At 73.0% G+C, this 25,829-nt stretch carries 25 protein-coding genes and 2 tRNA genes; 10 read left to right on the top strand and 17 right to left on the bottom strand.

Annotation, left to right across the window (positions count from 1 at the left end; all coding sequences use genetic code 11):
- The first annotated feature begins 49 nt into the window (after nucleotides 1–49).
- Nucleotides 50–1,588, top strand: a complete 1,539-nt coding sequence (locus IE332_RS01690; RefSeq protein ID WP_189913226.1) for a N,N-dimethylformamidase beta subunit family domain-containing protein — start codon at nucleotides 50–52, stop codon at nucleotides 1,586–1,588.
- 89 nt (nucleotides 1,589–1,677) lie between these two features.
- Nucleotides 1,678–2,577, top strand: coding sequence for a phosphoribosylaminoimidazolesuccinocarboxamide synthase (locus IE332_RS01685; RefSeq protein WP_189913225.1), 900 nt, complete (start codon nucleotides 1,678–1,680; stop codon nucleotides 2,575–2,577).
- 27 nt (nucleotides 2,578–2,604) lie between these two features.
- Here IE332_RS01685 and IE332_RS01680 read toward each other — a convergent pair whose 3' ends face one another.
- From IE332_RS01680 to IE332_RS01650, 7 genes are all read right to left on the bottom strand, one after another.
- Nucleotides 2,605–3,228 (bottom strand): response regulator transcription factor, encoded by a 624-nt coding sequence (locus IE332_RS01680; protein WP_189913224.1) that lies wholly within the window; start codon nucleotides 3,226–3,228, stop codon nucleotides 2,605–2,607.
- Nucleotides 3,229–3,287: 59 nt separating this feature from the next.
- Nucleotides 3,288–4,586, bottom strand: a complete 1,299-nt coding sequence (locus IE332_RS01675) for a sensor histidine kinase (protein ID WP_189913223.1) — start codon at nucleotides 4,584–4,586, stop codon at nucleotides 3,288–3,290.
- 95 nt (nucleotides 4,587–4,681) lie between these two features.
- Complete coding sequence (locus IE332_RS01670) at nucleotides 4,682–5,524, bottom strand: ABC transporter permease (RefSeq protein WP_189913222.1); 843 nt, start codon at nucleotides 5,522–5,524, stop codon at nucleotides 4,682–4,684.
- Entirely contained in the window at nucleotides 5,521–6,543 is a 1,023-nt protein-coding gene (locus IE332_RS01665) for an ABC transporter ATP-binding protein (RefSeq protein ID WP_189913221.1), read from the bottom strand. Before IE332_RS01665 ends, IE332_RS01670 begins: the two co-directional genes overlap by 4 nt.
- Nucleotides 6,544–6,712: 169 nt before the next feature.
- Nucleotides 6,713–6,785, bottom strand: a tRNA-Gly gene (locus IE332_RS01660).
- Between the two features lie 39 nt (nucleotides 6,786–6,824).
- Nucleotides 6,825–6,897, bottom strand: a tRNA-Gly gene (locus IE332_RS01655).
- A 152-nt stretch (nucleotides 6,898–7,049) separates the two neighbouring features.
- Nucleotides 7,050–7,367, bottom strand: a complete 318-nt coding sequence (locus IE332_RS01650; protein ID WP_189913220.1) for a histone-like nucleoid-structuring protein Lsr2 — start codon at nucleotides 7,365–7,367, stop codon at nucleotides 7,050–7,052.
- Nucleotides 7,368–7,834: 467 nt separating this feature from the next.
- On the opposite strand from IE332_RS01650, the gene purS reads away from it, so the two are divergent.
- The 4 genes from purS to IE332_RS01630 all read left to right on the top strand — a co-directional run bounded on the left by purS (nucleotide 7,835) and on the right by IE332_RS01630 (nucleotide 11,929).
- The gene (gene purS, locus IE332_RS01645; RefSeq protein WP_030232982.1) at nucleotides 7,835–8,089 is read left to right on the top strand and encodes a phosphoribosylformylglycinamidine synthase subunit PurS; all 255 of its coding nucleotides are present in this window, start codon (nucleotides 7,835–7,837) and stop codon (nucleotides 8,087–8,089) included.
- The gene (gene purQ, locus IE332_RS01640) at nucleotides 8,086–8,766 is read left to right on the top strand and encodes a phosphoribosylformylglycinamidine synthase subunit PurQ (RefSeq protein WP_189913219.1); all 681 of its coding nucleotides are present in this window, start codon (nucleotides 8,086–8,088) and stop codon (nucleotides 8,764–8,766) included. Before purS ends, purQ begins: the two co-directional genes overlap by 4 nt.
- On the top strand, nucleotides 8,766–11,021 hold the full coding sequence (gene purL, locus IE332_RS01635; RefSeq protein WP_189913218.1) for a phosphoribosylformylglycinamidine synthase subunit PurL: 2,256 nt from the start codon (nucleotides 8,766–8,768) through the stop codon (nucleotides 11,019–11,021). The genes purQ and purL overlap by 1 nt, the downstream gene beginning before the upstream one ends.
- A 92-nt stretch (nucleotides 11,022–11,113) precedes the next feature.
- Nucleotides 11,114–11,929 carry a maleylpyruvate isomerase family mycothiol-dependent enzyme gene (locus IE332_RS01630; protein ID WP_189913217.1) on the top strand — a complete coding sequence of 272 codons (816 nt, stop codon included), beginning with the start codon at nucleotides 11,114–11,116 and terminating at the stop codon, nucleotides 11,927–11,929.
- Between the two features lie 15 nt (nucleotides 11,930–11,944).
- On the opposite strand, the gene IE332_RS01625 is transcribed toward IE332_RS01630, so the two are convergent.
- The 3 genes from IE332_RS01625 to IE332_RS01615 all read right to left on the bottom strand — a co-directional run bounded on the left by IE332_RS01625 (nucleotide 11,945) and on the right by IE332_RS01615 (nucleotide 14,482).
- Nucleotides 11,945–12,667, bottom strand: a complete 723-nt coding sequence (locus tag IE332_RS01625) for a hypothetical protein (protein WP_189913216.1) — start codon at nucleotides 12,665–12,667, stop codon at nucleotides 11,945–11,947.
- A gap of 73 nt (nucleotides 12,668–12,740) precedes the next feature.
- Entirely contained in the window at nucleotides 12,741–13,550 is an 810-nt protein-coding gene (locus tag IE332_RS01620) for a DUF3152 domain-containing protein (protein WP_189913215.1), read from the bottom strand.
- 212 nt (nucleotides 13,551–13,762) lie between these two features.
- Nucleotides 13,763–14,482: a TetR/AcrR family transcriptional regulator gene (locus IE332_RS01615; RefSeq protein ID WP_189913214.1), complete on the bottom strand. Its 720-nt coding sequence runs from the start codon at nucleotides 14,480–14,482 to the stop codon at nucleotides 13,763–13,765.
- Between the two features lie 98 nt (nucleotides 14,483–14,580).
- On the opposite strand from IE332_RS01615, the gene IE332_RS01610 reads away from it, so the two are divergent.
- Both IE332_RS01610 and IE332_RS01605 read left to right on the top strand, forming a co-directional pair.
- The gene (locus IE332_RS01610; RefSeq protein WP_189913213.1) at nucleotides 14,581–15,582 is read left to right on the top strand and encodes a zinc-dependent alcohol dehydrogenase family protein; all 1,002 of its coding nucleotides are present in this window, start codon (nucleotides 14,581–14,583) and stop codon (nucleotides 15,580–15,582) included.
- A 92-nt stretch (nucleotides 15,583–15,674) separates the two neighbouring features.
- On the top strand, nucleotides 15,675–16,094 hold the full coding sequence (locus tag IE332_RS01605) for a DUF3151 domain-containing protein (RefSeq protein ID WP_049659647.1): 420 nt from the start codon (nucleotides 15,675–15,677) through the stop codon (nucleotides 16,092–16,094).
- 104 nt (nucleotides 16,095–16,198) lie between these two features.
- Here the strand turns inward: IE332_RS01605 and fbaA are convergent, their stop codons facing one another.
- A complete protein-coding gene (gene fbaA / locus IE332_RS01600) occupies nucleotides 16,199–17,221 on the bottom strand; it encodes a class II fructose-bisphosphate aldolase (protein WP_189913212.1) in 1,023 nt (340 codons plus the stop codon).
- A gap of 366 nt (nucleotides 17,222–17,587) precedes the next feature.
- Here fbaA and IE332_RS01595 point away from each other — a divergent pair, with 366 nt between their 5' ends.
- Nucleotides 17,588–18,304: a DedA family protein gene (locus tag IE332_RS01595; protein ID WP_229928214.1), complete on the top strand. Its 717-nt coding sequence runs from the start codon at nucleotides 17,588–17,590 to the stop codon at nucleotides 18,302–18,304.
- A 124-nt stretch (nucleotides 18,305–18,428) separates the two neighbouring features.
- Here IE332_RS01595 and pyrE read toward each other — a convergent pair whose 3' ends face one another.
- The 6 genes from pyrE to IE332_RS01565 all read right to left on the bottom strand — a co-directional run bounded on the left by pyrE (nucleotide 18,429) and on the right by IE332_RS01565 (nucleotide 25,134).
- Nucleotides 18,429–18,965 (bottom strand): orotate phosphoribosyltransferase, encoded by a 537-nt coding sequence (gene pyrE, locus IE332_RS01590; RefSeq protein WP_189913210.1) that lies wholly within the window; start codon nucleotides 18,963–18,965, stop codon nucleotides 18,429–18,431.
- A 44-nt stretch (nucleotides 18,966–19,009) separates the two neighbouring features.
- Entirely contained in the window at nucleotides 19,010–20,077 is a 1,068-nt protein-coding gene (locus IE332_RS01585) for an SRPBCC family protein (protein WP_189913209.1), read from the bottom strand.
- 315 nt (nucleotides 20,078–20,392) lie between these two features.
- Nucleotides 20,393–21,889: a polyamine aminopropyltransferase gene (locus IE332_RS01580; RefSeq protein WP_189913535.1), complete on the bottom strand. Its 1,497-nt coding sequence runs from the start codon at nucleotides 21,887–21,889 to the stop codon at nucleotides 20,393–20,395.
- Between the two features lie 307 nt (nucleotides 21,890–22,196).
- The gene (locus IE332_RS01575) at nucleotides 22,197–22,727 is read right to left on the bottom strand and encodes a DUF2617 family protein (RefSeq protein WP_189913208.1); all 531 of its coding nucleotides are present in this window, start codon (nucleotides 22,725–22,727) and stop codon (nucleotides 22,197–22,199) included.
- A 502-nt stretch (nucleotides 22,728–23,229) separates the two neighbouring features.
- Complete coding sequence (locus IE332_RS01570) at nucleotides 23,230–24,390, bottom strand: pyridoxal phosphate-dependent aminotransferase (protein ID WP_189913207.1); 1,161 nt, start codon at nucleotides 24,388–24,390, stop codon at nucleotides 23,230–23,232.
- Nucleotides 24,391–24,576: 186 nt separating this feature from the next.
- Nucleotides 24,577–25,134, bottom strand: coding sequence for a type III secretion system chaperone family protein (locus IE332_RS01565; RefSeq protein WP_189913206.1), 558 nt, complete (start codon nucleotides 25,132–25,134; stop codon nucleotides 24,577–24,579).
- A 355-nt stretch (nucleotides 25,135–25,489) separates the two neighbouring features.
- On the opposite strand from IE332_RS01565, the gene IE332_RS01560 reads away from it, so the two are divergent.
- Nucleotides 25,490–25,777 (top strand): helix-turn-helix domain-containing protein, encoded by a 288-nt coding sequence (locus IE332_RS01560; protein ID WP_189913205.1) that lies wholly within the window; start codon nucleotides 25,490–25,492, stop codon nucleotides 25,775–25,777.
- The last annotated feature ends 52 nt before the right edge of the window (nucleotides 25,778–25,829 follow it).

The raw sequence follows: 25,829 nt of genomic DNA, 5'->3' as shown, positions 1-25,829 counted from the left end.
GCACCCGGAGGCGAACGAGGAGTCGCGGAAGTGCACCTGGGAGGGGCGCGTGGGGACGGAACTCAACCGCCGCTGGGAGTCCGGAACGCACGCCTACAGCGTCTCCGACCCCTTCGGCCAGGGCCCGCTGCCCTGGCTGCGCAGCCCGGACCAGTACCTGGCCGGGGCGGAGGGCGCCGTGCCCTGGTACGTCTCGGTGGACGCGCCCGGCCAGCGGCCGCTGACGGCCGGCCCCCTGCCCAAGCCTCCGGTCGGCACCCCGCAGAGCTCCAACGACGTCGACCAGCAGATCAAGGGCTTCGCCTCGGCCGGGGTGATCCGCCCCGGCGGCTCGGTGGACTTCCGGGTCACCGTCAACCCGCCCCGTGAGTTCACCGTGGACGTCTACCGGATCGGCCACTACGGCGGCGACGGCGCCCGCCACATCACCTCCAGCCCGCCGATCTCCGGCCTCGCCCAGCCAGCCCCGCTGGTGGTCGACCGGACGGTCTCCTGCCACCACTGGTGGCACTCCTGGCGCCTGCAGGTCCCGGCGCACTGGAAGCCCGGCGCGTACGTCGCCGTGCTGACCACGGCGGACCTGCTGCACCGCAGCCACATCCCGTTCACCGTGCGGGACTTCGAGGACCAGGGGCACACCGCCGAACTGCTCCTGGTGCTCCCGGACGTGACCTGGCAGGCGTACAACCTGTTCCCCGAGGACGGCCGCACCGGCGCCAGCCTCTACCACGCCTGGGACGGCCGGGGCGACCTGGTCGGCGAGCCGGAGGCGGCCGTCACGGTCTCCTTCGACCGTCCGCACGCCACCGCCGGACTGCCGCTGCACGTCGGCCACGCGTACGACTTCATCCGCTGGGCCGAGCGCTACGGCTACGACCTCTCCTACGCCACCGCCACCGACCTGCACGCCGGACTGGTCGACCCGTCCCGGCACCGGGCGCTGGTCTTCCCCGGCCACGACGAGTACTGGTCCGCGCCGATGCGCCGGGCCGCCGAGCGGGCCAGGGACGGCGGCACCTCGCTGGTGTTCCTGTCCGCCAACACCATGTACTGGCGGGTCGAGCTGACCGCCGCCGCCTCCGGCGAGCCCAACCGGCTGCTCAACTGCCGCAAGCGGCAGAAGGTCGGGCCCGGCAGCCCGGCCGCCGGCGCCACCGGCGCCGCCAGCGCGCTCTGGCGGGACGCGGGGGAGCCCGAGCAGCACCTGCTCGGGGTGCAGTACTCGGGCCGGGTGGCCGCGCCCGTCCCGCTGGTCGCCCGGCACACCGCGCACTGGCTCTGGGACGGCACCGGCCTGCAGGAGGGCGACGAGCTGCCCGGCCTGGTGGCCGGCGAGGCCGACCGGTACTACCCCAAGGTGGCGCTGCCCGAGCACACCGAGCGGGTGCTGCTGGCGCACTCGCCGTACCGGGACCTGGCCGGCCGCACCCGCTACCAGGAGACCTCGCTGTACCGGGCGCCCAGCGGCGCGTACGTCTTCGCGGCCGGCACCTTCGCCTGGTCGCCCGCGCTGGGCCGCCCGGGGCTGACCGACGAGCGGATCCAGCGGGCCACCGCCAACCTGCTGGACCGGCTCTGCAAGAACTGAGTTCCGGCGGGCGTGAAAGACTGCGGGGGCAGTGACCTCCCCTTTCGCCGTGCCCCACGCCCGCGAACGACCCCTGAGGACTGAACACCTTGAGCGGATTTGTCACCAAGCCCGAGCCGGTCCAGGTACCCGGCCTGGTCCACCTGCACACCGGCAAGGTGCGCGACCTCTACCGCACCGAGTCGGGAGAGCTGGTCATGGTGGCCAGCGACCGGACGTCCGCCCACGACTGGGTGCTGCCGAACGAGATCCCCGACAAGGGCCGCATCCTCACCCAGCTGTCGCTGTGGTGGTTCGAGCGGATCGCCGACATCGTCCCCAACCACGTGATCTCCACCGAGGTCCCGGCCGGCGCCCCCGCCGACTGGAAGGGCCGCACGCTGGTCTGCCGCAGCCTGGACATGATCCCGGTCGAGGCCGTCGCCCGCGGCTACCTGGCCGGCTCCGGCCTGAGCGAGTACGAGGAGAGCCGTACGGTCTGCGGCATCGCGCTGCCGGAGGGCCTGGAGAACAGCTCCGAGCTGCCCGCCCCGATCTACACCCCGGCGCTCAAGGCCGAGGTCGGCGAGCACGACGAGAACGTCCCCTACGAGGAGACCGCCCGCCGGATCGGCGCCGAGCTGGCCTCCCAGCTGCGCCGCACCACGCTGGACGTCTACGCCCGGGCCCGGGACATCGCGCGCGAGCGCGGCATCATCCTGGCCGACACCAAGTTCGAGTTCGGCCTGCTGGACGGCGAGCTGGTGATCGGCGACGAGGTGCTCACCCCGGACTCCTCCCGCTACTGGCCGGCCGACGAGTACCGGCCTGGCCGCTCGCAGTCGTCCTTCGACAAGCAGCTGATCCGCGACTGGCTGGTCTCCCCGGCCTCCGGCTGGGACCGCTACAGCGAGCAGCCGCCGCCGGCGCTGCCCGCCGAGGTGGTCGAGCTGACCCGCGCCAAGTACATCGACGTGTACGAGCGGCTGACCGGGACCACCTGGCAGTGACCCGGTGACGCCCGCGGGCGCGGCCGGTCAGATCCAGCCGTGCTCGCGGGCGATCCGCACCGCCGCGTGCCGGTTCTCCGCGCCCAGCTTGGTGGCCGCCGAGGACAGGTAGTTGCGGACGGTGCCCTGGGAGAGCGAGGCCCGCTCGGCGATCTCGACGATCGAGGTGCCGTCGGCGGCCAGCTCCAGGACGTCCGTCTCCCGCGGGGTCAGCGGGGTCTCCCCGGCGCTGATCGCGTCCGCCGCCAGCTCCGGGTCCACGTACCGGCCGCCGGAGCGCACGGTGCGGATGATGCCCGCCAGGTCCGCCGCCGAGACGGTCTTCGGCAGGAAGCCGCGCACCCCGACCTCCAGCGCCCGCTTCAGGTAGCCGGGGCGGCCGTGCCCGGTGACGATCATGCAGCGGCAGTCCGGCAGCAGCCGGCGCAGCTCGGCGGCCACCTCGATGCCGTCCTTGCCGGGCATCTGCAGGTCCAGCACCGCGACGTCCGGCCGGTGGGTACGGGCCATCGCGAGCGCCTCGGGGCCGGAGCCGGCCTGTGCGACCACCTCCAGGTCGTCCTCCAGCGAGAGCAGCGCGGCGAGCGCGCCCCGGATCAGGTGCTCGTCGTCGGCGAGCAGGACGCGGACGGGCACGGTGGGGTCGGTCATCGGGTGGGGCCTTCCTCGGGTCGGCTCGGGTCGCTCGGGTCCGGCGGCGGGCGGACCGCTCAGGTCGCGCGGGCCGCTCGGTCCGCCTGGTCCGTTCGGTCCGCCTGGTCTGCGTGGCCCGCCTGGTCCGTCCGGTCCGCGTGGTCCGGCAGCGGGACGGTGGCGAGCATCCGGAAGGTGCCCGCCGCCGCGGGCGGCACGGTCAGCTCGCCGTCGTGGGCGGCGAGCCGCTCGCGCAGCCCGCGCAGCCCGGTGCCGCCGCCCTGGGAGGGGAGCGGCACGGCGGGCACCCCGTCATTCTCCAGCTCCAGCACCGCCCGGCCGTCCTCCCGGCGCAGCCGGATCAGGCAGCGCCCGGCCTCGCTGTGCCGCAGGACGTTGGTGGTGGCCTCGCGGATCACCCAGCCGAACACCGACTGGACCGGCGGCGGCAGTTCGTCGGCGTGCTCGCCGAGGTCGATCTCGCAGGCGACGTCGGCGGAGCGCAGCACCGCGCGGGCGCCGATCGCCTCGGCGTGCAGGTCGGCTGTGCGGTAGCCGCGGATGACCTCGCGGACCTCGCGCTGCGACTCCTGGGCGATCTTCTGCACCTCGGCCATCTGCTCGGCGGCCTCCGGGCGTCCGCGGCGGGCCAGCTGGACGGCGAGCTCGCTCTTCAGCGCGATGGTGGTGAGGTTGCGGCCCATCACGTCGTGCAGGTCGCGGGAGAAGCGCAGCCGCTCCTCGGCTACGGCCAGCCGGGACTGCGTCTCGCGGGCGCCGTCCAGTTCCCAGACCACCGCCGTCAGCCAGGCGAAGCTGCGGCAGCTCGCCGCGACGAAGGGCATCCCGAGCACGGTGCCGACCAGCTGTCCGGCGGTGCTGCCGACGCTCATCCCGGCCAGCATCATCGCCGGGGCGACCACCAGCGCGAGGACGACGGCGGCCGGGGCGGACCAGCGCAGCGGGAGGCCGATGGACAGCGGGGCGAAGGCGACGACCAGCAGGCCGGTGGTGAGGAGGAGGGTGGGCGGTGGAGCGGTGGGCCCGTCGATCGCCGGGCCGGTCAGCAGCAGCGCCCAGGCGCCGACGACGGTGACCGCGCCGTTGGCCAGGAGCCAGCGGTGGTGGTCGGTGGGCCGCCCCAGGTAGTGGTCGAGCGAGGTGCGGCAGGCCCGGATGCCCACCAGGGTGGTGGCCAGTGAGACGGCCAGGATGACCCGGGCGGAGCCGACCGGGTACTGCCCGGTCTGGGCGGCGAGGCCGAGCAGGGCCACCGGCAGCACGATCAGCGGCATCAGGTAGATCGACCAGCGGAAGTAGAGCTCGGCGCGCTTGGGCTTTCCGAAGCCCCGCCATCTGCGCAGTGGTGAACCCATGTTCAACGTGCTGCCCCCAGTTCGACCACGATCCTGCAGCTGCCTTCATATCAGAGGTCTGACTGGGGGTATTACCTTGATTTGCTGTCGGCCAATCAGCGACGCGGCTCCCAGCGGAAGTAGCGCACCGCGCCCCAGACCGCCAGGCCCAGCCAGACCGCCGCGGTGACCAGGTGCGGGGCCGCGGTGCCCCAGCTGCCGGCGAAGCCGGTCGCGGCGGACGAGCCGTCGGTGCCGAACCAGCCGACGCGGATCAGCTGGTAGGCCGGGGTGGTCGGCAGCAGGCGGCAGACGTCGGCCACCCGGTCGGGCATCACCTCCAGCGGGATGAACAGGCCGGAGCCGAGCTGGATGACCAGCATGATCGGCATGGTGGTGATGCCGGCGCTCTCCACCGTCTTGGTGAAGGAGCTGGACAGCGCGGCCATGGCGATCATGGTGGCCAGGATCAGCACCAGGCCGGCGAGCATCAGCAGCGGGTTGACCGGCACCGCCAGGTGCAGGGCGACGCTGCCGCCGATCCCGATCACGGCGGCCATCAGCAGCGCGAGCACCAGCGAGGGGACGGCCGTGCCGAGCATGATCTCGATGTCCCGGGCCTCGCCGGTGCGCAGCCGCTTGAGGACCAGCTCGCCGCGCCGGGCGACGTAGGCGGCGGTCAGGTTGTAGTAGACGACGAAGCCGAGCATCATCCCGACCGAGCCGTAGACCAGCAGCGAGTCGACGTCCAGCCCGGGGTGGTCCTCGGCCTGCTGGGTGAGCGTGCCCCGCAGCGTGAAGAGCAGGAACAGCGGCAGCAGCAGGGCGGTGAACAGGGCCGTGCGGTTGCGCAGCAGCAGGGTGGCCTCGGCGCGGCCGAGGGCGAGCAGCCGGCGGGCGGTGGTGCTGCGCGGGCCGGCGGTGGTGGGGCCGGTGGCGGTGGGGACGGCGGTGGTCATCGGGCGGATCCGATCAGGCGGCGGCGGGCGGTACGGGCGGGGGCGGCGGTCCCGGAGGGCGGTGCGGCCTGCGGCGGGGCCTGGTTGGCGGCCTCGGAGGCGATGGCGAGGAAGGCCTCCTCCAGCGAGGCGCTGCGGGCGTCCAGGGCGCCGAGCGCGATGCCGTGCCGGTGGGCCCAGCCGAGCAGGTCGTAGAGGGTCTGCTGGAGGTCGGTGGTCTGCACGGTGACCTTGCGGCCGTCGACGGCGACCTCGGCGGCCAGCGGCGGGAGCGAGGTGCCGCCGAACGCGGGCAGCTCGAAGGAGATCCGGGACGGCCGTCCGGCGATCACCTCGGCGACGGTGCCGCTGGTGACGACCCGGCCGCCGTGCATGATGGCCAGCCGGTCGGCCAGCTCCTCGGCCTCCTCCAGGTAGTGCGTGGTGAGCAGCACGGTGGTGCCCTGGGCGCGCAGTTCGCGGACCAGCCGCCAGACGGCGGCGCGCGCCTCCGGGTCGAGGCCGGTGCTGGGCTCGTCGAGGAACAGCACCTCGGGGCGGCCGAGCAGGGCCATCGCGAGGTCGAGCCGGCGCCGTTCGCCGCCGGACAGCTGCTTGACCCGGACGTCGCGGCGGTGGGCGAGGCCGACCAGCTCCAGGGCCTCCTCGACCGGGCGGGTGCCGCTGGTCATGCCGGCCCAGGCGCGGCCGGTCTCGGCGGCGGTGAGGTCGCCGGGGAAGCCGCCCTCCTGGAGCATGATGCCGATCCGCGGGCGGACCGCGGCGCGCTCCCGGTGGGGGTCGTGGCCGAGCACCCGGACGGTGCCGCCGCTGGGGGCGGCCAGGCCCTCGATGAGTTCCATGGTGGAGGTCTTGCCGGCCCCGTTGGTGCCGAGCAGGGCGAACAGCTCGCCGCGGCCGACGGTCAGGTCGACGCCCTGGACGGCGTGGTAGCCGGTGGTGCCACTGCCGTAGCGGCGGTGCAGGTCGGTGACCTCGATCACGCTGTCGTCGGGGCGGGAGGGCTGGCTCGTTTCCATGCCCCAAGCCTTCCGCCGCCCGGGCCCCGCAGGCAGTGCGGGCCGTCATGACATCGCGGTGGGGATCCACGGGTGGGCGATGACAAATGTCATGGGCCATTTCGTGGGGGAATGCCGCGCGGAGGGAATGCCGAAGGGCCCCCTCGATCGAGGGGGCCCTTCGTTTCTGAGCGGACGACGAGATTCGAACTCGCGACCCTCACCTTGGCAAGGTGATGCTCTACCAACTGAGCCACGTCCGCAGGTCAAACTATTGAGTTGTGCTGTGCTCGCGCACTGCGAGCGGACGACGAGATTCGAACTCGCGACCCTCACCTTGGCAAGGTGATGCTCTACCAACTGAGCCACGTCCGCACGGTGCCTGGTGGGGCACCCGCCGCCTCTCCGGATCTCTCCGTTGCGGCGACGAGGAATACTCTACAGCATCTTTCGGGGTGGTCGCCCCACCCTTTCGGTCCAGGGCGGGCGGGGCGACCGGGGGCCCGCCTTCGGGCCGGCCCCGGGGGTCAGTTCGCCGCGGCGAACTCCTCGTACACGTGCTTGGGGATGCGGCCGCGGGCCGGCAGCTCCATGCCGCGGGACTGGGCCCAGGCGCGGACGGCGGCCGGGTCCGGGGTGAGGGCGGTGCGGCGGAAGGACTTTCCGGTGCGGCTCTGACGGCGTCCGGCGGCGACGAACGGGGCGAGCGCCTCGCGCAGCTTTTCCGCGTTGTCCAGGGACAGGTCGATCTCGTACGACTTCCCGTCGACGCCGAAGTGGACGGTTTCCGCGGCAGCGCCGCCGTCCAGGTCGTCGGAGAGCGTGACAACTACACGCTGAGCCATGGGTGTCAATCCTCTCGGCAATTCGGCCACCGGTCCGCGGGGGTACGCCCGGGGCCTGATGTGCACCAACTCGCGCAAGCGCATACGGGCAGGCCCGTTGGCCCGCCTGATACGCAGCACTTGCCGCGACAGGTGGCCCTATTCTGCACCCGAAGGGGGTCGAAATCGAAGAGTCCGGCATTCTTTTCCGGATATTCACGTGTCTTCGCGGGACTGCCGGATACCGATGTGCGGGACGGGCGGATCTGTCCCCAAGTGCCGTATTCGGGTGTTCTCCGGGCGGGGCCGTTCCGGGCGCCGAAACCGTCGAAACCGGCCCGCCGGGGCGGGGGGTAGGGGCGCCGGATCCCTTGGGGCGTAAGGGTCGGGGGTCTACGCGCGTCGCTATCCCCGGCCAGCAATGCCGCCCGAAACCACCGGTAGTCTGGAGTTCCCCCGCCTCACCGAAGACACCACCGGGAGTGCCAGTGGCACGCGTCGTAGTCGACGTCATGCTCAAGCCGGAGATCCTCGACCCCCAGGGCCAGGCGGTGCAGCGTGCACTGCCCCGTCTCGGATTCACCGGGATCGCCGACGTCCGCCAGGGCAAGCGTTTCGAGCTGGATGTGGAGGGCCCGGTCGACGACGCGGCGCTCGCCCGTATCCGCGAAGCCGCCGAGACCTTTCTCGCCAACACCGTGATCGAGGACTTCACCGTCCGGGTCGAGGAGGCGGCGAAGTGACCACCCGCGTCGGCGTCGTCACTTTCCCCGGATCCCTCGACGACCGCGACGCCCAGCGCGCGGTCCGCCTCGCCGGCGCCGAGCCGGTCGCCCTCTGGCACCGTGACAAGGATCTCCACCAGGTCGACGCCGTCGTCCTGCCCGGCGGATTCAGTTACGGCGACTATCTGCGGGCCGGCGCCATCTCCCGGTTCTCGCCGGTGATGCAGAGCGTCATCGAGCAGGCGAAGCTCGGAATGCCGGTCCTCGGTATCTGCAACGGCTTCCAGGTGCTGACGGAGTCCCACCTGCTGCCCGGCGCCATGCTCCGCAACAACCACCTGCACTTCATCTGCCGCGAGCAGAAGCTGCGGGTGGAGAATGCGGGCACCGCCTGGACCCGCGATTACGCGGCCGGGCAGGAGATTCGGATCCCGCTGAAGAACATGGACGGCCGCTACACCGCGGACGCGCGGACCATCGACGAGCTGGAGGCGGAGGGCCGGGTGGTTTTCCGCTACCTGGACGTCAACCCCAACGGTTCGATCAATGACATTGCCGGCATCACCAACGCCGCCGGGAACGTCGTCGGTCTGATGCCGCACCCGGAGCACGCGGTCGAGCCGCTGGTGGGTACCGGCGGCACGGACGGCCTGGGTTTCTTCACTTCCGTCCTGAAGCAGCTGGTGAACGCCTGATGAGCCTCGACACCGTCAAGAACGCCGAGCAGACCCCGGACGCCGCCCAGCCCTGGGCCGAACTCGGCCTCAAGGAGGACGAGTACGCGCGCATCCGGGAGATTCTCGGCCGGCGCCCGACCGGCGCCGAACTCGCCATGTACTCGGTCATGTGGTCGGAGCACTGTTCGTACAAGAGCAGCAAGGTCCACCTGAAGCAGTTCGGCGAGAAGAAGCCCGATTCGGACGCGATGCTCGTCGGCATCGGCGAGAACGCCGGTGTGGTCGACGTCGGCCAGGGCTACGCGGTCACCTTCAAGGTCGAGTCGCACAACCACCCGTCGTACATCGAGCCCTACCAGGGCGCGGCCACCGGCATCGGCGGCATCGTGCGCGACATCCTGGCGATGGGCGCCCGCCCGGTCGCCGTGATGGACCCGCTGCGCTTCGGTGCGGCCGACCACCCGGACACCCGCCGCGTGCTGCCCGGGATCGTCGCGGGCATCGGCGGCTACGGCAACTGCCTGGGCCTGCCGAACATCGGCGGCGAGGTCGTCTTCGACTCCTGCTACCAGGGCAACCCGCTGGTCAACGCGCTGTGCGTGGGTGTCATGAAGCACGAGGACATCCACCTCGCGCAGGCCTCCGGCGCCGGCAACAAGGTCATCCTGTACGGCGCCCGCACCGGTGGCGACGGCATCGGCGGCGTCTCGGTGCTGGCCTCCGAGACCTTCGACGACACCAAGCCGGCCAAGCGCCCGGCCGTCCAGGTCGGCGACCCGTTCCAGGAGAAGCTCCTCATCGAGTGCACCCTGGAGATCTTCCGCGAGAAGCTCGTCAAGGGCATCCAGGACCTCGGCGGCGCCGGCCTGTCCTGCGCCACCAGCGAGCTGGCCTCGGCCGGCTCCGGCGGCATGCGGATCGAGCTCGACACCGTGCACCTGCGCGACCACACGCTCTCGCCGGAGGAGATCCTCATGAGCGAGTCGCAGGAGCGCATGTGCGCGATCGTGGAGCCCGACAAGGTCGACCGCTTCCTGGAGATCTGCGAGAAGTGGGACGTCATCGCCAACGTCATCGGTGAGGTGACCGACGGCGAGCGCCTGGAGATCTTCTGGCACGGCGAGCTCGTGGTGGACGTCCCGCCGCGCACCGTCGCCCACGAGGGCCCGACCTACGAGCGTCCGTACGCCCGCCCGAGCTGGCAGGACGCGCTGCAGGCCGACGCCCCGACCGCCGAGCGGCTGGCCCGCCCGACCACCGGCGAGGGCCTCAAGGCCGACCTGCTGAAGGTCGCGAGCCACCCGAACCAGGCCTCCAAGTCCTGGATCACCGACCAGTACGACCGCTTCGTGCTCGGCAACACCGTGCTCTCGGTCGGCGAGGACTCGGGCATGATCCGGATCGACGAGGAGACCAACCTCGGCGTCTCGGTCGCCACCGACGGCAACGGCCGCTTCGCCAAGCTGGACCCGTACACCGGCGCCCAGTTGGCCCTGGCCGAGGCGTACCGCAACGTCGCGGCCGGCGGTGCCAAGCCGCTCGCCGTCTCCGACTGCCTCAACTTCGGCTCCCCCGAGGACCCGGACGTGATGTGGCAGTTCGCCGAGGCCACCCGCGGCCTGGCCGACGCCTGCCTGGTGCTCGGCACCCCGGTCACCGGCGGCAACGTCTCGCTCTACAACCAGACCGGCGAGGTCGCCATCCACCCGACCCCCGTGGTCGCGGTGCTCGGCGTCATCGACGACGTCACCCGGCGCGTCCCGCTCGCCTTCGCCGAGGAGGGGCAGCTGCTCTACCTGCTCGGCGACACGGCGGACGAGCTCGGCGGCTCGGCCTGGTCCCAGGCGGTCCACGACCACCTCGGCGGCCTGCCGCCCAAGGTGGACCTGGAGCGCGAGCGGCTGCTCGGCGAGATCCTGATCTCCGCCTCCCGTGACGGCATGATCGACGCCGCGCACGACCTCTCCGACGGCGGCCTCGGCCAGGCGCTCGTGGAGAGCTGCCTCAAGGGCGGCCACGGCGCGCGGATCGTCGTGCCCGAGGGCACGGACCCGTTCGTCCTGCTGTTCTCGGAGTCGGCCGGCCGCGCCGTCGTGGCGGTGCCGCGCAGCGAGGAGCTCCGCTTCAACGACATGTGCACCGCGCGTGGCCTGCCGGCCACTCGGATCGGTGTCGTGGACGGCCAGGAGCTGGACGTCCAGGGCCAGTTCAGCGTTTCGCTGACCGAGCTGAAGGACGCCCACACCGGCGTCATCGAGGCCCTGCTGGGCTGACGGGCCGCCCCTTTGGCTCGGGGGCGAGCGGGCGAGTAACAGGGGCGGACGGTTCTACGGAACCGTCCGCCCCTCGGCGTATGTTGGGGCCCATGCCTCCCAAGTCCCGTACGTACCAACCGCAGAAGACGAGCGCCGCGCTGGCGGCGCAGAACGAGGCGCTGCGCGCCGCGGTGCACCGGCTGACCGCGGCGCAGCTGGAGCTGCCGACCAGGCTCGGCTCCTGGCGGGTGCGGGAGCTGGTGGCCCACCTGGGCCTGGCGCTGGGCCGGCTGCCGGACACGCTGGACGACCAGGGGCCGGACGGGCCGGTGCTCACGCTGGCCGGCTACGCGGAGCTGAGCAGGACGATGGCCGGGGCCGTCGACGCCGCGGTGACCGAGCACGCGGCGACCGGGTACGCAGGCCCGCCCGAGGCGGTGGCCGCGGCGTTCGACCGGCCGCTCGACGCCGTGCGGGCCGTGCTCGACGGGCCGGTGGTGGCGGAGCCGGGGCGCCGGATCACCCTCCTGGCGGGCCGGTCGATGCTCCTGACCGACTACCTGGTGACCCGGCTGGTGGAGGCCGTCGTGCACGCCGACGACCTGGCCGCCGCGCTCGGCCCGGAGGCCTTCCCGCACGACCGGCAGGCCGTCGCCGCCGTCGCCCGGATGCTGGCCGACGCCTTCGCCGAGCGCGCCCCCGGCGGCGCGGTCGAGCTGCGGATCCCGCCGTACGCCGTGGTGCAGGCCGTCGAGGGCCCCCGGCACACCCGGGGTACCCCGCCGAACGTGGTCGAGACCGACCCGCTGACCTGGATCCGGCTGGCCACCGGCCGGACCGACTGGGCGACGGCGGTGGAGGCGGCCGCGGTGTCCGCCTCCGGGGAGCGCAGCGACCTCCGGGACCACCTGCCGGTCCTGGGATAGAGCCCGTGAGGCGGCTCAGCGCAGTTGGCCCGCCAGTGACTCGGCGAGCTTGCGCAGCGGTTCGCCGGTGAGCGCCTCGTCCGGCTGGGCGTCGTAGTTCTGGGACACCAGCAGGACGATGTCCCCGTCGCCCTTGGGCGTGATCCGGGAGAGCGCCGCGGTGCCCCGGCCGGCGAGGAGCTTCGTCTGCCCGGGGCCCGGCTGGTCGGCGGCGAGCTGCTGGAGGTCGGAGGCGCCGAGGCGGGCGGCGTGCTGGATGCCCGGCAGCATCAGGTTGACGGCGACCCCGCGCTGGGTGGTGGCCAGCAGTTCGAGGTCCAGCTTGGCCGAGCCGACCCGCCAGCCGCAGGAGACGTCGGCGAGCGGGGGCTTGGCCGGGATCGACGGCATCTCCGGGGGGTGGCTCATGCCGGACGGCCACGGCTGCGGCGATTCGCCGTTGCCGATGTCGCCGTCCACGGCGTGCTCGTCCCCGGTGTCGAGGGCGGGCGTCCCGGGGATCCCGGCCGCCTTGAGCGCCTTGCCGAGGTCGAGGCCGAACGGGCAGGCGGCCTCCTTCCCCTTCCCCGCCGCCTGGTCCTGGAGCAGCTTCTCGGCGACCGTGCGGACGGTGTCGTACGAGAGCCCGCCCGGGCCGGACGGCACGCCCCCGGACGAGGACGAGCAGGCGGCCGCGCCGAGCAGGACTGCGGCGGATGCGAACAGGGCGGTGGGCCTTCGGCGTTGGGCAGCGGTCATGATCGCAGCGTACGGGCCGGGGGTCCCGCCGGGCTGCCGGTACGGTCTCAACTCCGTTGCGGTGCCGTCCGGGTCACGGCACCGACGGCCCGCTGAGGTACGTGCCGTCCGCCGAGTACGGCCAGGCGTTGGGGGTGCAGCCCTTGAGGCCGTAGATCTGCTGCATCATCGCGGGCGCGGGTTTGCCGGGGGCGGGGCAGCTCTCGTGGCCGTGGCCGATCCGGTGGCCGACCTCGTGGTTGACGATCAGCGCCCGGTACTCCTCGATCGGGCCGCTGAACTGCGGTGAACCGGTGTTCCAGCGCTTGGAGTTGACGAGCACCTGGTCGCCGACGTTGCAGTTGACCTCGCCGTGGGTGTCCAGCCCGGAGGCGCCGCAGATCCGGTCCACGGTGGCGGGCGAGGCGATCTTCACGGTGAAGTCGTAGGAGCCGGTCGCGACCAGCTGGAAGCCGTTGCGGCGGTCGTTGGTCCAGCCGCGCGGATCGCCGAGGATGCCGTGGATCTGGGCGGCGGCGGTCGCGGGGTCGATGCCGATGCCGTCCTCGACCTCGACCCGGTAGCGGCGCACGGTGCCGCGTCCGACGGCCTTGGCGCCGGCCTGGGCGATGGTGAAGGTGCCCGTGCCCTTGGTGGGGCCCGGGTCCGGCCCGGCGGGGGCGGGCGGGGGAGTGGGGACCGGCGGCGGCGTGGGCGTCGGGGTGGGTGCCGGCGTGGCGGCCGCGGTGGGCGTGGGGGCCGGTGCCGCCGGTGCGGTCTGCTCGCCGGGCGGGACGACCCGCGCCTGGGCGGTGGGGGCGGCCTCCGGGGTGCCGGCGGGCCAGGTCAGCGCGATCGCGGTGGCGCCCAGCACGAGCACCGAGAGCACCAGTGCCGTGAGCATGCCAGGGCCTGTTCTCCGGGCCGACTTGCGGCGTCTGCCGCCGCTCTTCCGATGGGGGGCGGCTCGCCTGCTGGCGGGTCGGGCTCCGGGCATGATCGTCACCTTGGCATGGCGAACGGGTGAATGTCCATGTACCCGGTATGCAGATCACGGAGGTCCCGTGTGCCCGTTCGCCCCCCGCCCGCCGCGGACGGCCCGGTCGGGTAGGCGGCTCAGGCGGCCGGGAGCCCCAGCGAGCGGACCAGGTCCAGCAGCTCGCGCCGGTACAGCCGGTCCGGATGGTGCGCCTGCGGGCCCAGGTGGCCGTGCAGCTCCAGGGCGACCAGGCCGTGCATCCGTCCCCAGGTCCGCAGCGCCAGCGCGACGGCGGCGGGCGGGAGGTCAGGGTCCCGCTCGAGGACCTTGGCCACCAGGTCCTCGGAGAAGTCGCTCCACCGGGCCGAGGGGTCGTCCTGGAGTGCCCGGGCGGTCGGCCAGGCGGCCGCGATCAGGCCGACCAGTCCGAGGCAGGCGCGCTTCGCGGCCTCCGGGGCCGGCCCGTCGGCTGGCGGCCGGTAGCCGGACACCGGATCGCCGTAGATCAGCCGGAAGCCCTGCGGATTGGCCAGCGACCAGGTGCGCAGCGCCTCGCCCCAGGCGGTGATCCGGCCGCCGGGATCGTCGGCGGGCACGGCGTCCCGGGCGGCCTCCACGGCGTCCACGAGTGCGGTGTAGACGTCGCCGATCAGCGTGGAGATCAGGTCGTCGCGGGTGTCGAAGTAGCTGTAGATCGCACTGCCGCTCATGTCCATCTCACGGGCGATGGCGCGCAGCGAGATCGCGTCCGCGCCCTGCTCGGCCATGTGCTCCAGGGCGATCCGCTTGATCTCCGCCGTGGTCTGCGCCCGCAGCCGGGCGCGTCGGCCGGGTTTCCGATCTTCCACGCTTGACATCGTACAGAGCTGAATTAGAGTTCGGTGCGCGAAAACAGAACGGTGCACGGAAAATGAGCATCGATCACTCGGTTCGTCCAAGGGGAGGGTGACAAGCCATGGCCACGGAGAGCACGGCTGTACTGTTCGACGAGATCGGCGGACCGGAGGTCCTGCGGCTGGAGAAGGTGACGCTGACCGACCCGGGCCCGGGGGAGGCGCTGGTCCGGATCGACGCGATCGGGCTCAACCGGGCCGAGGCGCTCTTCCGTTCCGGCGGCTACTGGTACGACGCGACCCTGCCGGGCTCCCGGCTCGGCGGCGAGGCCGCCGGCGAGGTGCTCGCCGTCGGCCCCGGCGTGACGGAGGTCGCGCCCGGCGACGCGGTCAGCGTCCTGGCGGTCGGCACCGGGATGTCCGGCTCCGGCGTGTACGGCGACCACGCGGTGGTGCCCGCGACGACCCTGCTGCCCCGGCCCGCGGACCTGGACGCCGTCACCGGTGCAGCGGTCTGGCTGTCCTACCTGACCGCCTACGGCGCGCTGGTCGAGGCCGGCCGGATCGCGCCCGGCGACCGCGTGGTGGTCACCGCCGCGTCCAGCAGCGTCGGCGTCGCCGCGATCCAGATCGTCGCGGCCCTCGGCGGTGTCGCGGTCGCGGTCACCCGCGCCGCGGCGAAGGAGGACCAGCTGCGGGCGGCCGGCGCGGCCCACGTGGTGGTCGCGGACGGCGCCGCCGACACGGTGGCGAAGGTCCGGGCGGTGACCGGTGACGAGGGCGCGCGGATCGTCCTCGACTGCGTGGCCGGACCGGGTCTGACCGACCTCGCCACCCTGGTCGCCCCGGGCGGCACCCTGATCGTCTACGGCTGGCTCGACCCCCGGCCCACCCCGCTGCCGATGGTGTGGCCGCTGGACGTCCGGGGCTACGCCGTGGCCGGCCTCGTCGCCGACCCGGCGGCGCTGCGCCGCGGCCGGGCCTTCGTCCACGCCGGACTGCGCAACGGCACCCTGAAGCCGCTGATCGACCGGGTCTTCGACCTGACGGAGATCGTCGAGGCGCACCGGCACATGGAGTCCAACGGACAGGTCGGGAAGATCGTGGTGACCGTCCGGCACTGAACGGCCCCGCGACGGCGGCGGGCGGGAGCGCGGTGGCCGACGACCACGGTGCGACGGTTGACCCCTGCGGCTCGGGTGGCAGACTTCAGGGCATGGCGATCCACAGGAATCTTCTCGACGGTCCCGAACCGACCCTCCTGCCCGAGGAGGAGCGGCCCTACCGCATGCTGGCGGAGGAGTCGGCCTCCCCGACCCAGGTGGCTGCCGAGTTCCCGGTCTTCTGCCTCGCCTGGGCGATGCTCGCCGACGACGCCTACGCGGCCGGCCGCTACGTCGAGTCGTACGCCTACGCTCGCACCGGCTACCACCGGGGCCTGGACGCGCTGCGGCGCAACGGCTGGAAGGGCCACGGCCCGGTGCCGTGGGAGCACCGCGGCAACCGCGGCTTCCTGCGCTGCCTGGCGGCGCTCGCGCGGGCGGCCGGCGCGATCAAGGAGACCGAGGAGGAGGCCCGCTGCTGGCAGTTCCTGAAGGACAGCAGCGCGGAGGCGTACGCGGAGCTCAAGCAGTAGTCCGAGCCGCCGTTCGAACAGAGGGAACCAGAGGAACCCCGGACGTGCGGGTGCCCCCGGCGGAGGACCGCCGGGGGCACCCGTGTCTCACGCGGTGACCGCGCTCACTTCAGGCGCTTGCCCGCCGAACGCAGCTGCTCGGCGGCCTCGACCACGCGGGCGGCCATGCCGGCCTCGGCCAGCTTTCCCCAGGTGCGGGGGTCGTAGGTGTTCTTCTTGCCGACCTCGCCGTCGACCTTCAGCACGCCGTCGTAGTTGGCGAACATGTGGCCGGCGACCGGGCGGGTGAAGGCGTACTGGGTGTCGGTGTCCAGGTTCATCTTCACGACGCCGTTCTCCAGCGCGGTGGCGATCTCCTCGGCGGAGGAGCCCGAGCCGCCGTGGAAGACGAAGTCGAACGGGTCGGTCTTGCCGTACTGCTTGCCGATCGCGTCCTGCAGCTCGCGCAGCAGCTCCGGCTTCAGCACGACGTTGCCCGGCTTGTACACGCCGTGCACGTTGCCGAACGAGGCGGCCAGCAGGTAGCGGCCCTTCTCGCCCAGGCCCAGCGCCTCGGCGGTGCGCACGACGTCGTTGACGGTGGTGTACAGCTCGTCGTTGATCTCGTGGGTGACGCCGTCCTCCTCGCCACCGGTCGGGGTGATCTCGACCTCGAGGATGATCTTGGCGGCGGCGGCCTGGGCCAGCAGCTCCTGGGCGATGGACAGGTTGTCCGACAGGGTCTCGGCGGAACCGTCCCACATGTGCGACTGGAACAGCGGGTTCTCGCCCTTGGCCACGCGCTCGGCCGAGACGGCCAGCAGCGGGCGGACGTAGCCGTCCAGCTTGTCCTTCGGGCAGTGGTCGGTGTGCAGGGCGACCGTGATGTCGTACTTGGCGGCGACGATGTGGGCGAACTCGGCGAGCGCGACCGCGCCGGTCACCATGTCCTTGTTGTGCTGGCCGCCCAGGAACTCCGCGCCACCGGTCGAGATCTGGATGATCCCGTCGCTCTCGGCCTCGGCGAAACCACGCAGCGCGGCGTGCAGGGTCTGCGACGAGGTGACGTTGATGGCCGGGTAGGCGAACTTGCCCGCCTTGGCCCGGTCGAGCATCTCGTTGTAGACCTCGGGAGTAGCGATGGGCATGCGATCCGCTCCTGTCGGGTTGCGGCGTACGGACGGTGCTGTCCGACGCTGTGTACGCCTTCTTGACGACTCCGTGCCGGCCCGCCGACGCGCGGCGTTGCGGTGTGGCTCTCCGGCACCAAGGTTCGAGGCGACCTCCGCGGTACGGCCATGAGGGTGGAGGGCCGCCGCGGACCGGACGCCTCGGCCATCTTCCCAGACTCGTGCCCGCAGGTCAGCAGGAGCCCGCCAGTCGAAACGCCGCACCCCGGGGCGGCCGGGGCCGGTGGGACCCGCCCCGACGGGCGCCCGCCGGGAGCCCCCGGGCACGGTACGGCCGCTCGCCCGCGAGGTACGCCCGCAAGGTACGCCCGCTATCCTGCGCCCGTGGACTACAACCAGCTGGCCGTCAATCTGCTCGACGCCAAATCCCTGATCTCGTCCCTCGGCGCCATCGGGCTGATCGCGATCATCTTCGCGGAGACCGGCCTGCTCGTGGGCTTCTTCTTCCCGGGCGACTCGCTGCTGATCCTCGCGGGCGTCGCCGCCTCGAACGCCGCCTCGTCGGTGCTCGGCGACGGTGCCAAGCTGCCGATCGCGGTGCTGCTCGTCGGCTGCCCGATCGCGGCGATCGCCGGTGCCCAGCTGGGACACCTGATCGGTGTCAAGGTCGGACCGAAGATGTTCGACAAGCCGGAGTCGAAGATCTTCCGCCGCGAGTACGTGGTGAAGGCGGAGGAGTACTTCAACAAGTTCGGCGCCGGCAAGGCCGTGGTGCTGGCGCGCTTCATGCCGATCGTCCGCACCTTCCTGAACCCGGTCGCCGGCACCCTGGAGATGCCCGCCAGGACGTTCTTCCTCTGGAACGTCATCGGCGGTGTGCTCTGGACCGAGTCGATGCTGCTGATCGGCTACTTCTTCGGCGACGCGCTCGCCCCGGTGATCGACAAGTACCTGATCCCGGCGGTGCTGCTGATCGTCCTGCTGTCGGTCTCGCCGATCCTGATCGAGATCCTGCGCGAGCGGAAGAAGAAGAAGGCCGGCGTCGCCGAGAGCGTCGCCGACGCCACGGCGCAGGCCGGCGGCCGCCACCGGCGCGGCTGAGCCCCGGCCACGAGCGGACAGCACGAGGGCCGGGCCTGTTTCACGTGAAACAGGCCCGGCCCTCAGTCGTCCGTGGGGAAGTCCCGGGGGTTCCGGAGGTTCCGATTCCCTGGCGGTGCCGGGGTCAGAGGCCCAGGTCGTCCAGGGTGTACGCGGTCACGTACGTCAGACCCTGCTCCTCGACCGCGCCCGCGCCGCCGCGCTCCACGATCACCGCGACGCCGACCACCTCGGCGCCCGCCTCACGCAGCGCCTCGACGGCCTGCAGCACCGAACCACCGGTGGTGGAGGTGTCCTCGACCGCCAGCACCCGGCGGCCCTTCACCTCCGGGCCCTCGATCCGGCGCTGCAGACCGTGCGCCTTGCCCGTCTTGCGGACCACGAAGGCGTCCAGCGTCCGCCCGCGCGCGGCGGCGGCGTGCAGCATCGAGGTGGCCACCGGGTCGGCGCCCAGGGTCAGACCGCCGACGGCGTCGTACTCCAGGTGCGAGGTCGCGTCCAGCATCACCCGGCCGACCAGCGGGGCGGCCTCGCCGTCCAGCGTGATCCGGCGCAGGTCGACGTAGTAGTCGGCCTCCTTGCCGGAGGAAAGGGTGACCTTGCCGTGCACGACGGCCTTGTCCTTGATCTGTGCCAGCAGGGCGTCGCGGTCGTTGCTCATGAGCGTTCAGTCTAGGGCCTGACGTCCCCGACGGCGCCCCCGGACTAGCGGCGGCGCAGCGCCCTGACCAGCACCACGGCACCACCCAGCAGCGCCACCGAACCGCCGATCACCCACGGCACCGCGCTGCGGCCACCCGTACCGGGCACCACGATCCCGCCCGCCTCGCCGCCCCAGCGGGACGCCGCCCGGGCCCGCGCGCTGCGGGCCGGCAGCGCCGGGGCGTACGGGCCGCGCGGCGGGGCGTGGTCCACCTCCTCGGCGGACCGGCCGACGATGCTGCGGCGCACCGGGCCGGAGAGCGCCGGCTCGTCCTCGTACGCGAAGAGCGGCTCGACCGGGATCTCCTCGGCCACGGAGTCCTGCCCGGCGGAGCGCTCCTCGACGTCGTCCGCCGCCTCGACGGGCTCCCCGTGCTCGGCCGCGGCGCTGCTGTCCGGGGCCTCGTCGTCCTCGCCCCCGTTGCCGTCCGCGTCCGCGTTCGCGTCCGCGTCCTCGTCGTCGGCGGAGCCGATGGGGAGGCCGAAGCGCTCGGCGTCCGCGTCGGAGAAGGCGATCAGCTCGGAGAGGTCGTCGTCGAGGTCGTCGCCGGGCTGGTCCTGGCGGTCCTCGATGAAGACCACCGCGGCGGTCGCGGCGCCGGAGTCGTCGTCCTGCTCCTGCTCGCCCTCCGGGGCGACCAGGGCGGCGGCGAACCGGTCCAGCAGCCGGCGGCCGGTGCCGTCGAGGGTCTCCTCGTCGAACTCGGTCAGCCGGCCGGTGGCGCTCAGGTCGCCCGTGAAGCGGATCACGGCGGTGCCGTCCTCGGCGCCGTCCACGACGCTGACCCGCACGGTGGCGGTCGCCTCGCCACTGCCCCGGGCCTCCTCGCCCTCGGCGAGCACGGTCAGCACGCCCCCACGGCCCTCGATCAGCGACAGCACGCCCTTGTACGTGATCGTGGAGCCGCCGATCCGCAGCTTCAGCCGCCCGCCGATCTCCTCGGCCGGCCCGCCCCCGACGGCGGCCGGTTCGGTGCTCAGCCCAGGGACGCTCCGCGCCAGCAGCGCCGGATCCTGCAAGGCCTGCCGCACCAGCTCGGCGGACATCGGGACGACAACCTCATGCTCCATGCCACGGAGCCTACCGACCCAACCCCGCCCGGTCCCTACCCACCACCACCCGACTTTCCCCGCCCCACCCGCCCCACCCCGGCCCCGGGCCACCGCCGCCCTCCGGCCGGGGGCCGTCGCCCCTTCCGGGCGCCGCTCCGCGACCACGCGGGTTCCTCCGCCACTGCGGCCGCCGGTCAGCGGGGGCCGAGGAGGGCGCCCGGTCCCTACCCACCACCACCCGACTTCCCCGCCCGACCGCGGTGCCTGGCCCCTGCCGTCGTTCGGCGGGGGCGCCGTTCTTTCCGGAGGCCGCTCCGCGACCGCGGCCGCCGGTCAGCGGGGGCCGAGGAGGGTGAGGGCGGCCGGGGGGTGGGCGGGGCGGGTCGAGGTGAGGCGGGCGGTGGAGGTGCGGAGGGTGTCGGGGGTGAGGGCGCGGGGTGGCGGGGCGTCGGGGGCGAGGGTGAGCGGGGGGCGGCCGGCGGCGGCGAGGAGGTAGTTCTGGGCGGTGTCCGGCGGGCCGGGGCGGCAGCCGGCGGTGGGGCTGCCGGGGACGGCGTAGGGGGCGGTCTGCAGTCCGGCGGTCCGCAGGCCGGAGTCGATCTGCCAGAGGCCGTCCGGGTCGCTCCCGGCCCGGACGGCGATCCGGCCGCCGGGGGAGAGCAGCCGGGTGGCGAGGCCGTAGAACTCCTGGGAGTGGAACTTGACCGGTCCGCCGTCGGCCGGTGCGGGCAGGTCGGCGAGCACCACGTCGTACGGCCCGTCGCCGCCGGGGGTGCCCGGGTCGGCTCCGCGCAGCCAGGCCATCGGGTCGGCGGCGGTGGTGCGGACCCGGGGGTCGTCCAGGGAGTGGTCGCCGAGGGCGGCGAGCGCGGGGTCGGTGCGGGCGAGCCGGGGGAGGGCGGGGTCGGCGTCGACGAGGCGGACGGTGCGCACGCCCCGGTGCCGAAGGACTTCCCGCAGGGCGAGCCCGTCGCCGCCGCCGAGCAGCAGGACCCGGGTGTCGGGGCCGGCGGCCATGGCGGGGTGGACGAGGCCTTCGCTGGCCCGGTACTCGTCGGGCCCGCAGACGGCGAGGCGTCCGTCGAGGTAGAGCCGGAGCGGGCCTTCGGCGGGGCCGGTGAGCACGATCTCCTGGTGGCGGCTGCGGGTGGCGTAGCGGACCTGGTCGCCGTAGAGGGTGTGCCGGGCGGCGCGTTCGACGGTGTCGGAGCCGGCGGCGGCGGCCGCGAGGACGGCGAGGACGAGCAGGCAGCCGGCCCAGAGCAGCCGTCGTATCCGGGGGACGGGTTCCTCCCGGAAGAGCCAGAGCACGACGGCCGCGCCGGCGACGGCGTTGACGGCGCCGGTGAGCAGCGCGCCGTCGCCGGGGCCGAGCGTGGGCAGGATCAGGAAGGGGAAGGCGAGGCCGCCGATGAGCGCGCCCACGTAGTCGGCGGCGAACAGGTCGGCGGCGGCGCGTCCGGCGTCCTCGCGGCGGATCCGCTGGATGAGGGTCATCAGCAGGGGGATCTCGGCGCCGATCAGGATGCCGATGAGGCAGGTGAGGCCGACCATGGCGGTCTGGTAGCGGCCGAGCCAGGCCCAGCAGGAGTAGAGCGTGAGGACGGAGAGTCCGCCGGTGAGGGCGAGTGCGCATTCGACCAGGGCGAAGGCGGTGGCGGGCCGGTGGGTGAACCGTTTGGCGAGCAGCGAGCCGAGGCCCATGGCGAACACCATGACGGACAGCACCACGGAGGTCTGGGTGACGGCGTCCCCGAGCAGGTAGTCGCCGAGCGCGACGAGTTCGAGCTCGTAGACCAGCCCGCAGGCCGCGCAGACGAACGCGGCCATCAGGACGGTCAGGCGGGCGAGCCGGGGGCGGGATCGCAGCCGGGATCGACGGCGGGCGGGCAGTGGGGTGAGGCCGTGCCCGGGTCGGAGTGGGGTGCCGTCGTCGAGGTCCACTCGCGGGCGTGCGGGCGGACCGGCCGGATGGTTGATCACGAACAAACGCTAGGGGACGTGCGGGACGGATAGCTGCGCCCATCCGACGGACACTGAGCCACGTCTGATTGACGAATCGTTCCTGCGTGCGATTCGTTGACCTTCGCTTTGCAGCGTATGCCCGGACCGGTGCTCTCGCCCGGACTCCCGGCGGTCATGCCCCCGACACCACGAGCGAGGAGCGGGTGCACACCAGCTGCCCCTCCTGGGGGTAGGCGTGCCAGGTCCGCCAGAGCAGGCGGTCCGTGCCGCCCTGGGTGACCAGTGCGGTGAAGGCGCTCGGGTCGCCCGGGAAGACCCCGGCGAGGCCCCGGGGGTGGCCCTCGACCAGGGCCAGCAGTTCCTGGGCGCGGGCCGCGAAGTCGTGCGGCGGCAGGGCCTCGATCCGGGCGGCGAACTCGTACTCCCAGCCGCCGACCTGTTTGGCCACCCGTGCCGGCAGCGGGGTGCGGCGGCCGGGCAGGCAGGCGACGGTCTCCAGGCACTGGCCGGGACCGGCGTCGATCACCACCTGGTGCGAGGCGCCCAGCAGCCGCAGCTGGAGGGTGCCGGTCGTGCCGGGACGGCCGCCGCCGTCGAGTCTCAGGTCGCGGACCGCGAGAGCGGGCAGCGGGTCGCCGCCGAGGCACCAGGCCAGGTCACCGGCGCGGGTGTCCGTGTAGGAGGTCTGCAGTGTGGTGAGCATGCTCGGCTCCGCGTTTCAGCTCCGTGCGCGCCCGCCGAGCAGCAGCGAGAAAAGCCTAGGCGATGGCGAGGCTGTTCGGGGCTGTGCGGCCCTGGGCGCGGCCGACCGTGGAAGGAAGGATTCCGGCTGGAGATTCAGCAGCAGAGAAGCACGAATACGCCGGGTCCGCCGGTGATTTACCCAACTTTGTCAAGCATTCACCGTTTCGAGCACACCTGCTTCCCGGCTCTGATCGAGCCGGTGTGCGAGTTTGCACAGCGCGCGCCCCTGTCACCGGGTCGCGCGCCGTGCGCGCTGGTTGTGCGCCGTCAGCGCGCATCACGCGCCGCCGCCCTCCTCGCACGGGGCGGGGAGGGCGGCTGAGCTGTGCCGGACGGGCCGTCGGATCTGCCGTGGAGGCGGCAACCTGGCAGTTCGATCACGTGAGTTGATGATGCATCAGAACAGCCGTCGGGACTGCGGCGACACTGTTCGAAGGGCGTGAAAGGGGGCGCGCGGGCCCTCAGAGGCGCTGCAGTCGCGCAACGGCCTCCTGGAGGACGTCATCCTTTTTGCAGAAAGTGAACCGGACCAGGCTACGGCCGGCGTCGACGTCGTCGTAGAACACGGCGTTGGGGATGGCGACGACCCCGCAGCGCTCCGGCAGGGCGCGGCAGAACTCGATGCCGTCCTTCTCGCCGAGCGGGGTGATGTCGCTGGTGACGAAGTACGTGCCCTCGGGGGTGAAGACCCGGAACCCGGCCGCCGCCAGGCCGTCGACCAGCAGGTCGCGCTTGCGCAGCAGGTCGGCGCGGAGGGTGTCGAAGTAGGCGTCGGGCAGTCGCAGCGCCTCGGCGACGGCGTACTGGAAGGGGCCGGCGCTGACGTAGGTCAGGTACTGCTTGGCGGTGCGCACGGCCGCGACCAGGGCGGGGCTCGCGGTGACCCAGCCGACCTTCCAGCCGGTGAAGGAGAAGGTCTTGCCGGCGGAGGAGATGGTGACGGTCCGCTCGCGCATGCCGGGCAGCGCGGCGATCGGGTGGTGGGTCGCGCCGAAGACCAGGTGCTCGTAGACCTCGTCGGTGACCACCAGCAGGTCGTGCTCGGCGGCGAGTTCGGCGATGACCCGGAGCTCCCCGGCGGTGAGCACGGTGCCGGTCGGGTTGTGCGGGGTGTTGATCAGCAGCAGCCGGGTGCGCGGGGTGATCAGGGTGCGCAGCTCGTCGAGGTCGGGGCGGAAGTCCGGGGCCCGGAGGGTGAGCGGGACGCGGGTGGCGCCGGCCATGGCGATGCAGGCGGCGTAGGAGTCGTAGAAGGGTTCGAGGGCGATGACCTCGTCGCCGGGCTCCAGCAGGGCCAGCAGGGTGGCCGCGATGGCCTCGGTGGCGCCGGCGGTGACCAGGACCTCGCCGTCCGGGTCGTAGGTCAGGCCGTGGAAGCGCTGCTGGTGCTCGGCGATCGCGGTGCGCAGCTCGGGGATGCCGGGGCCGGGCGGGTACTGGTTGCCCCGGCCGGTCAGCACGGCGTCTGCGGCGGCCCGGGCGATCTCGTCGGGCCCGTCGGTGTCCGGGAAGCCCTGGCCGAGGTTGATCGAGCCGGTGGCCGTGGCCAGGGCGGACATCTCGGCGAAGATCGTCGTTCCCATACCGACCAATCGGCGGTTCAACAGCGGCCTGGTTCCCATTGCGGCTCCTCCTGCGTCGTCGTCGCGCCCATCCTGGGACAGCCAGGGGCCGGGGACAAGGACGGCCCGCCGGGGCCGGGGACGAGGACGGCCCGCCACCGGCGCGAACGCGGTGGCGGGCCGTACCGGACGTCGCCGGGGCCGGAGCGGGCCCCGGGGATCAGGCCCGGGGATCAGGCCTGGGGATCAGGCCTCGTCGGTGCCCTCGGGGGCCTCGCCGTCCTCGCCCTCGATCTCGTTCTGCAGGCCGAGGCGCTCGACGATCCACTGCTCGAAGCCGACCGCGGCCTGGGTCCAGTTGGCGGTGGTGGTCACGAAGTAGTCCAGGTTGACGCCGGTGCCGACGATCATCTGGGCCTCGCCGATCAGGCGGACCACGCCGTCCTCGTGGGTGTGGGTGTAGACCTTGGGCCAGAGGGTCTCACGGTTCCACTCGTCGATCAGGTCGAGGATCTCGCCCTTCTTCTCCAGCGGGTACGCGCGGTCGTAGAAGGCGCGCACCGCGAAGAGCTCCTTCTGGTCGCCGCGGAACATGTAGTAGACGCGGAAGCCCTCCCAGGGGGCGGTGAGGTCGCCCTCCTCGTCCACGACGTGCTTGAGCTGCATCTGGTCGAGCAGCTGGGCGACCAGGCCCTGGTCCGGGACGATGATCGGCGGCGGGCCGGCCGGCTGCCCGCCCTGGCCGCCGGGCTGGCCCCCCTGGGGCATGCCGAAGGACGGGATGGACGACGGGTCGATGCTCATGGGGGTCCTCTTCCTCAGTGCACGTGGTGGCCGGCAATGAGAGGCCGCCCTTTCCACCTCCCATCCTGCCTCATCCCGGGCGCCGCTCACAGGGGCGGTCGGGGGCGCGTCGATCTTCGTTCCGGCGCTGTTCGCGGGGGTCGGCGGCCGGTGCGACGGGTGCCGGTCACGGAGCGTGCCGGGGGTGGGGCGCGGTGCGCGCCGCGGTGCGCCGAGTGAGCCACGTCACGCGCCCGGCGCCCGGGTTCGCCTGCCGTACGGGCCGGATGCGGTTAGCGTGCGACGGAACTCACTTCACACAAAGCCCGTCCCGGACGGGCAAGTTGAGCTGTTCTGAGTTGAGGGGGGAACAGGCATGGACGGAACGGTCACGGGGGAGGGCGCGACACTCGGGACGCTGCTGCGGACCATCCGGCTGGACATGGGGATGACGCAGGAGCAGCTGGGTGACGCGACGGGGTTGAGCGTGAGGTCGATCCGCGACCTGGAGCGGGGTGTGTCCTGCCCGCGGGTGTCGACGCTGCGGCTGCTGACCCAGACCTGGAACCTGCCGGAGGCGCAGGTGGCCGAGCTGCACCGGCTGGCACGCAGCTGGCGGGACCGGGCGAGGCGACGGCAGCGGCGGGGCGGGTCGTCCGACTGACCGCGCGCGGTGTCCCGGTGGACGTCCACCGGGACACCGCGCGCGGGCCGTT

This window comes from Kitasatospora xanthocidica (assembly GCF_014656195.1).
GTDB lineage: Bacteria > Actinomycetota > Actinomycetes > Streptomycetales > Streptomycetaceae > Kitasatospora > Kitasatospora xanthocidica.
Note: the sequence above shows the minus strand (reverse complement) of the source record. Positions and strands in the feature narration are given on the sequence as shown.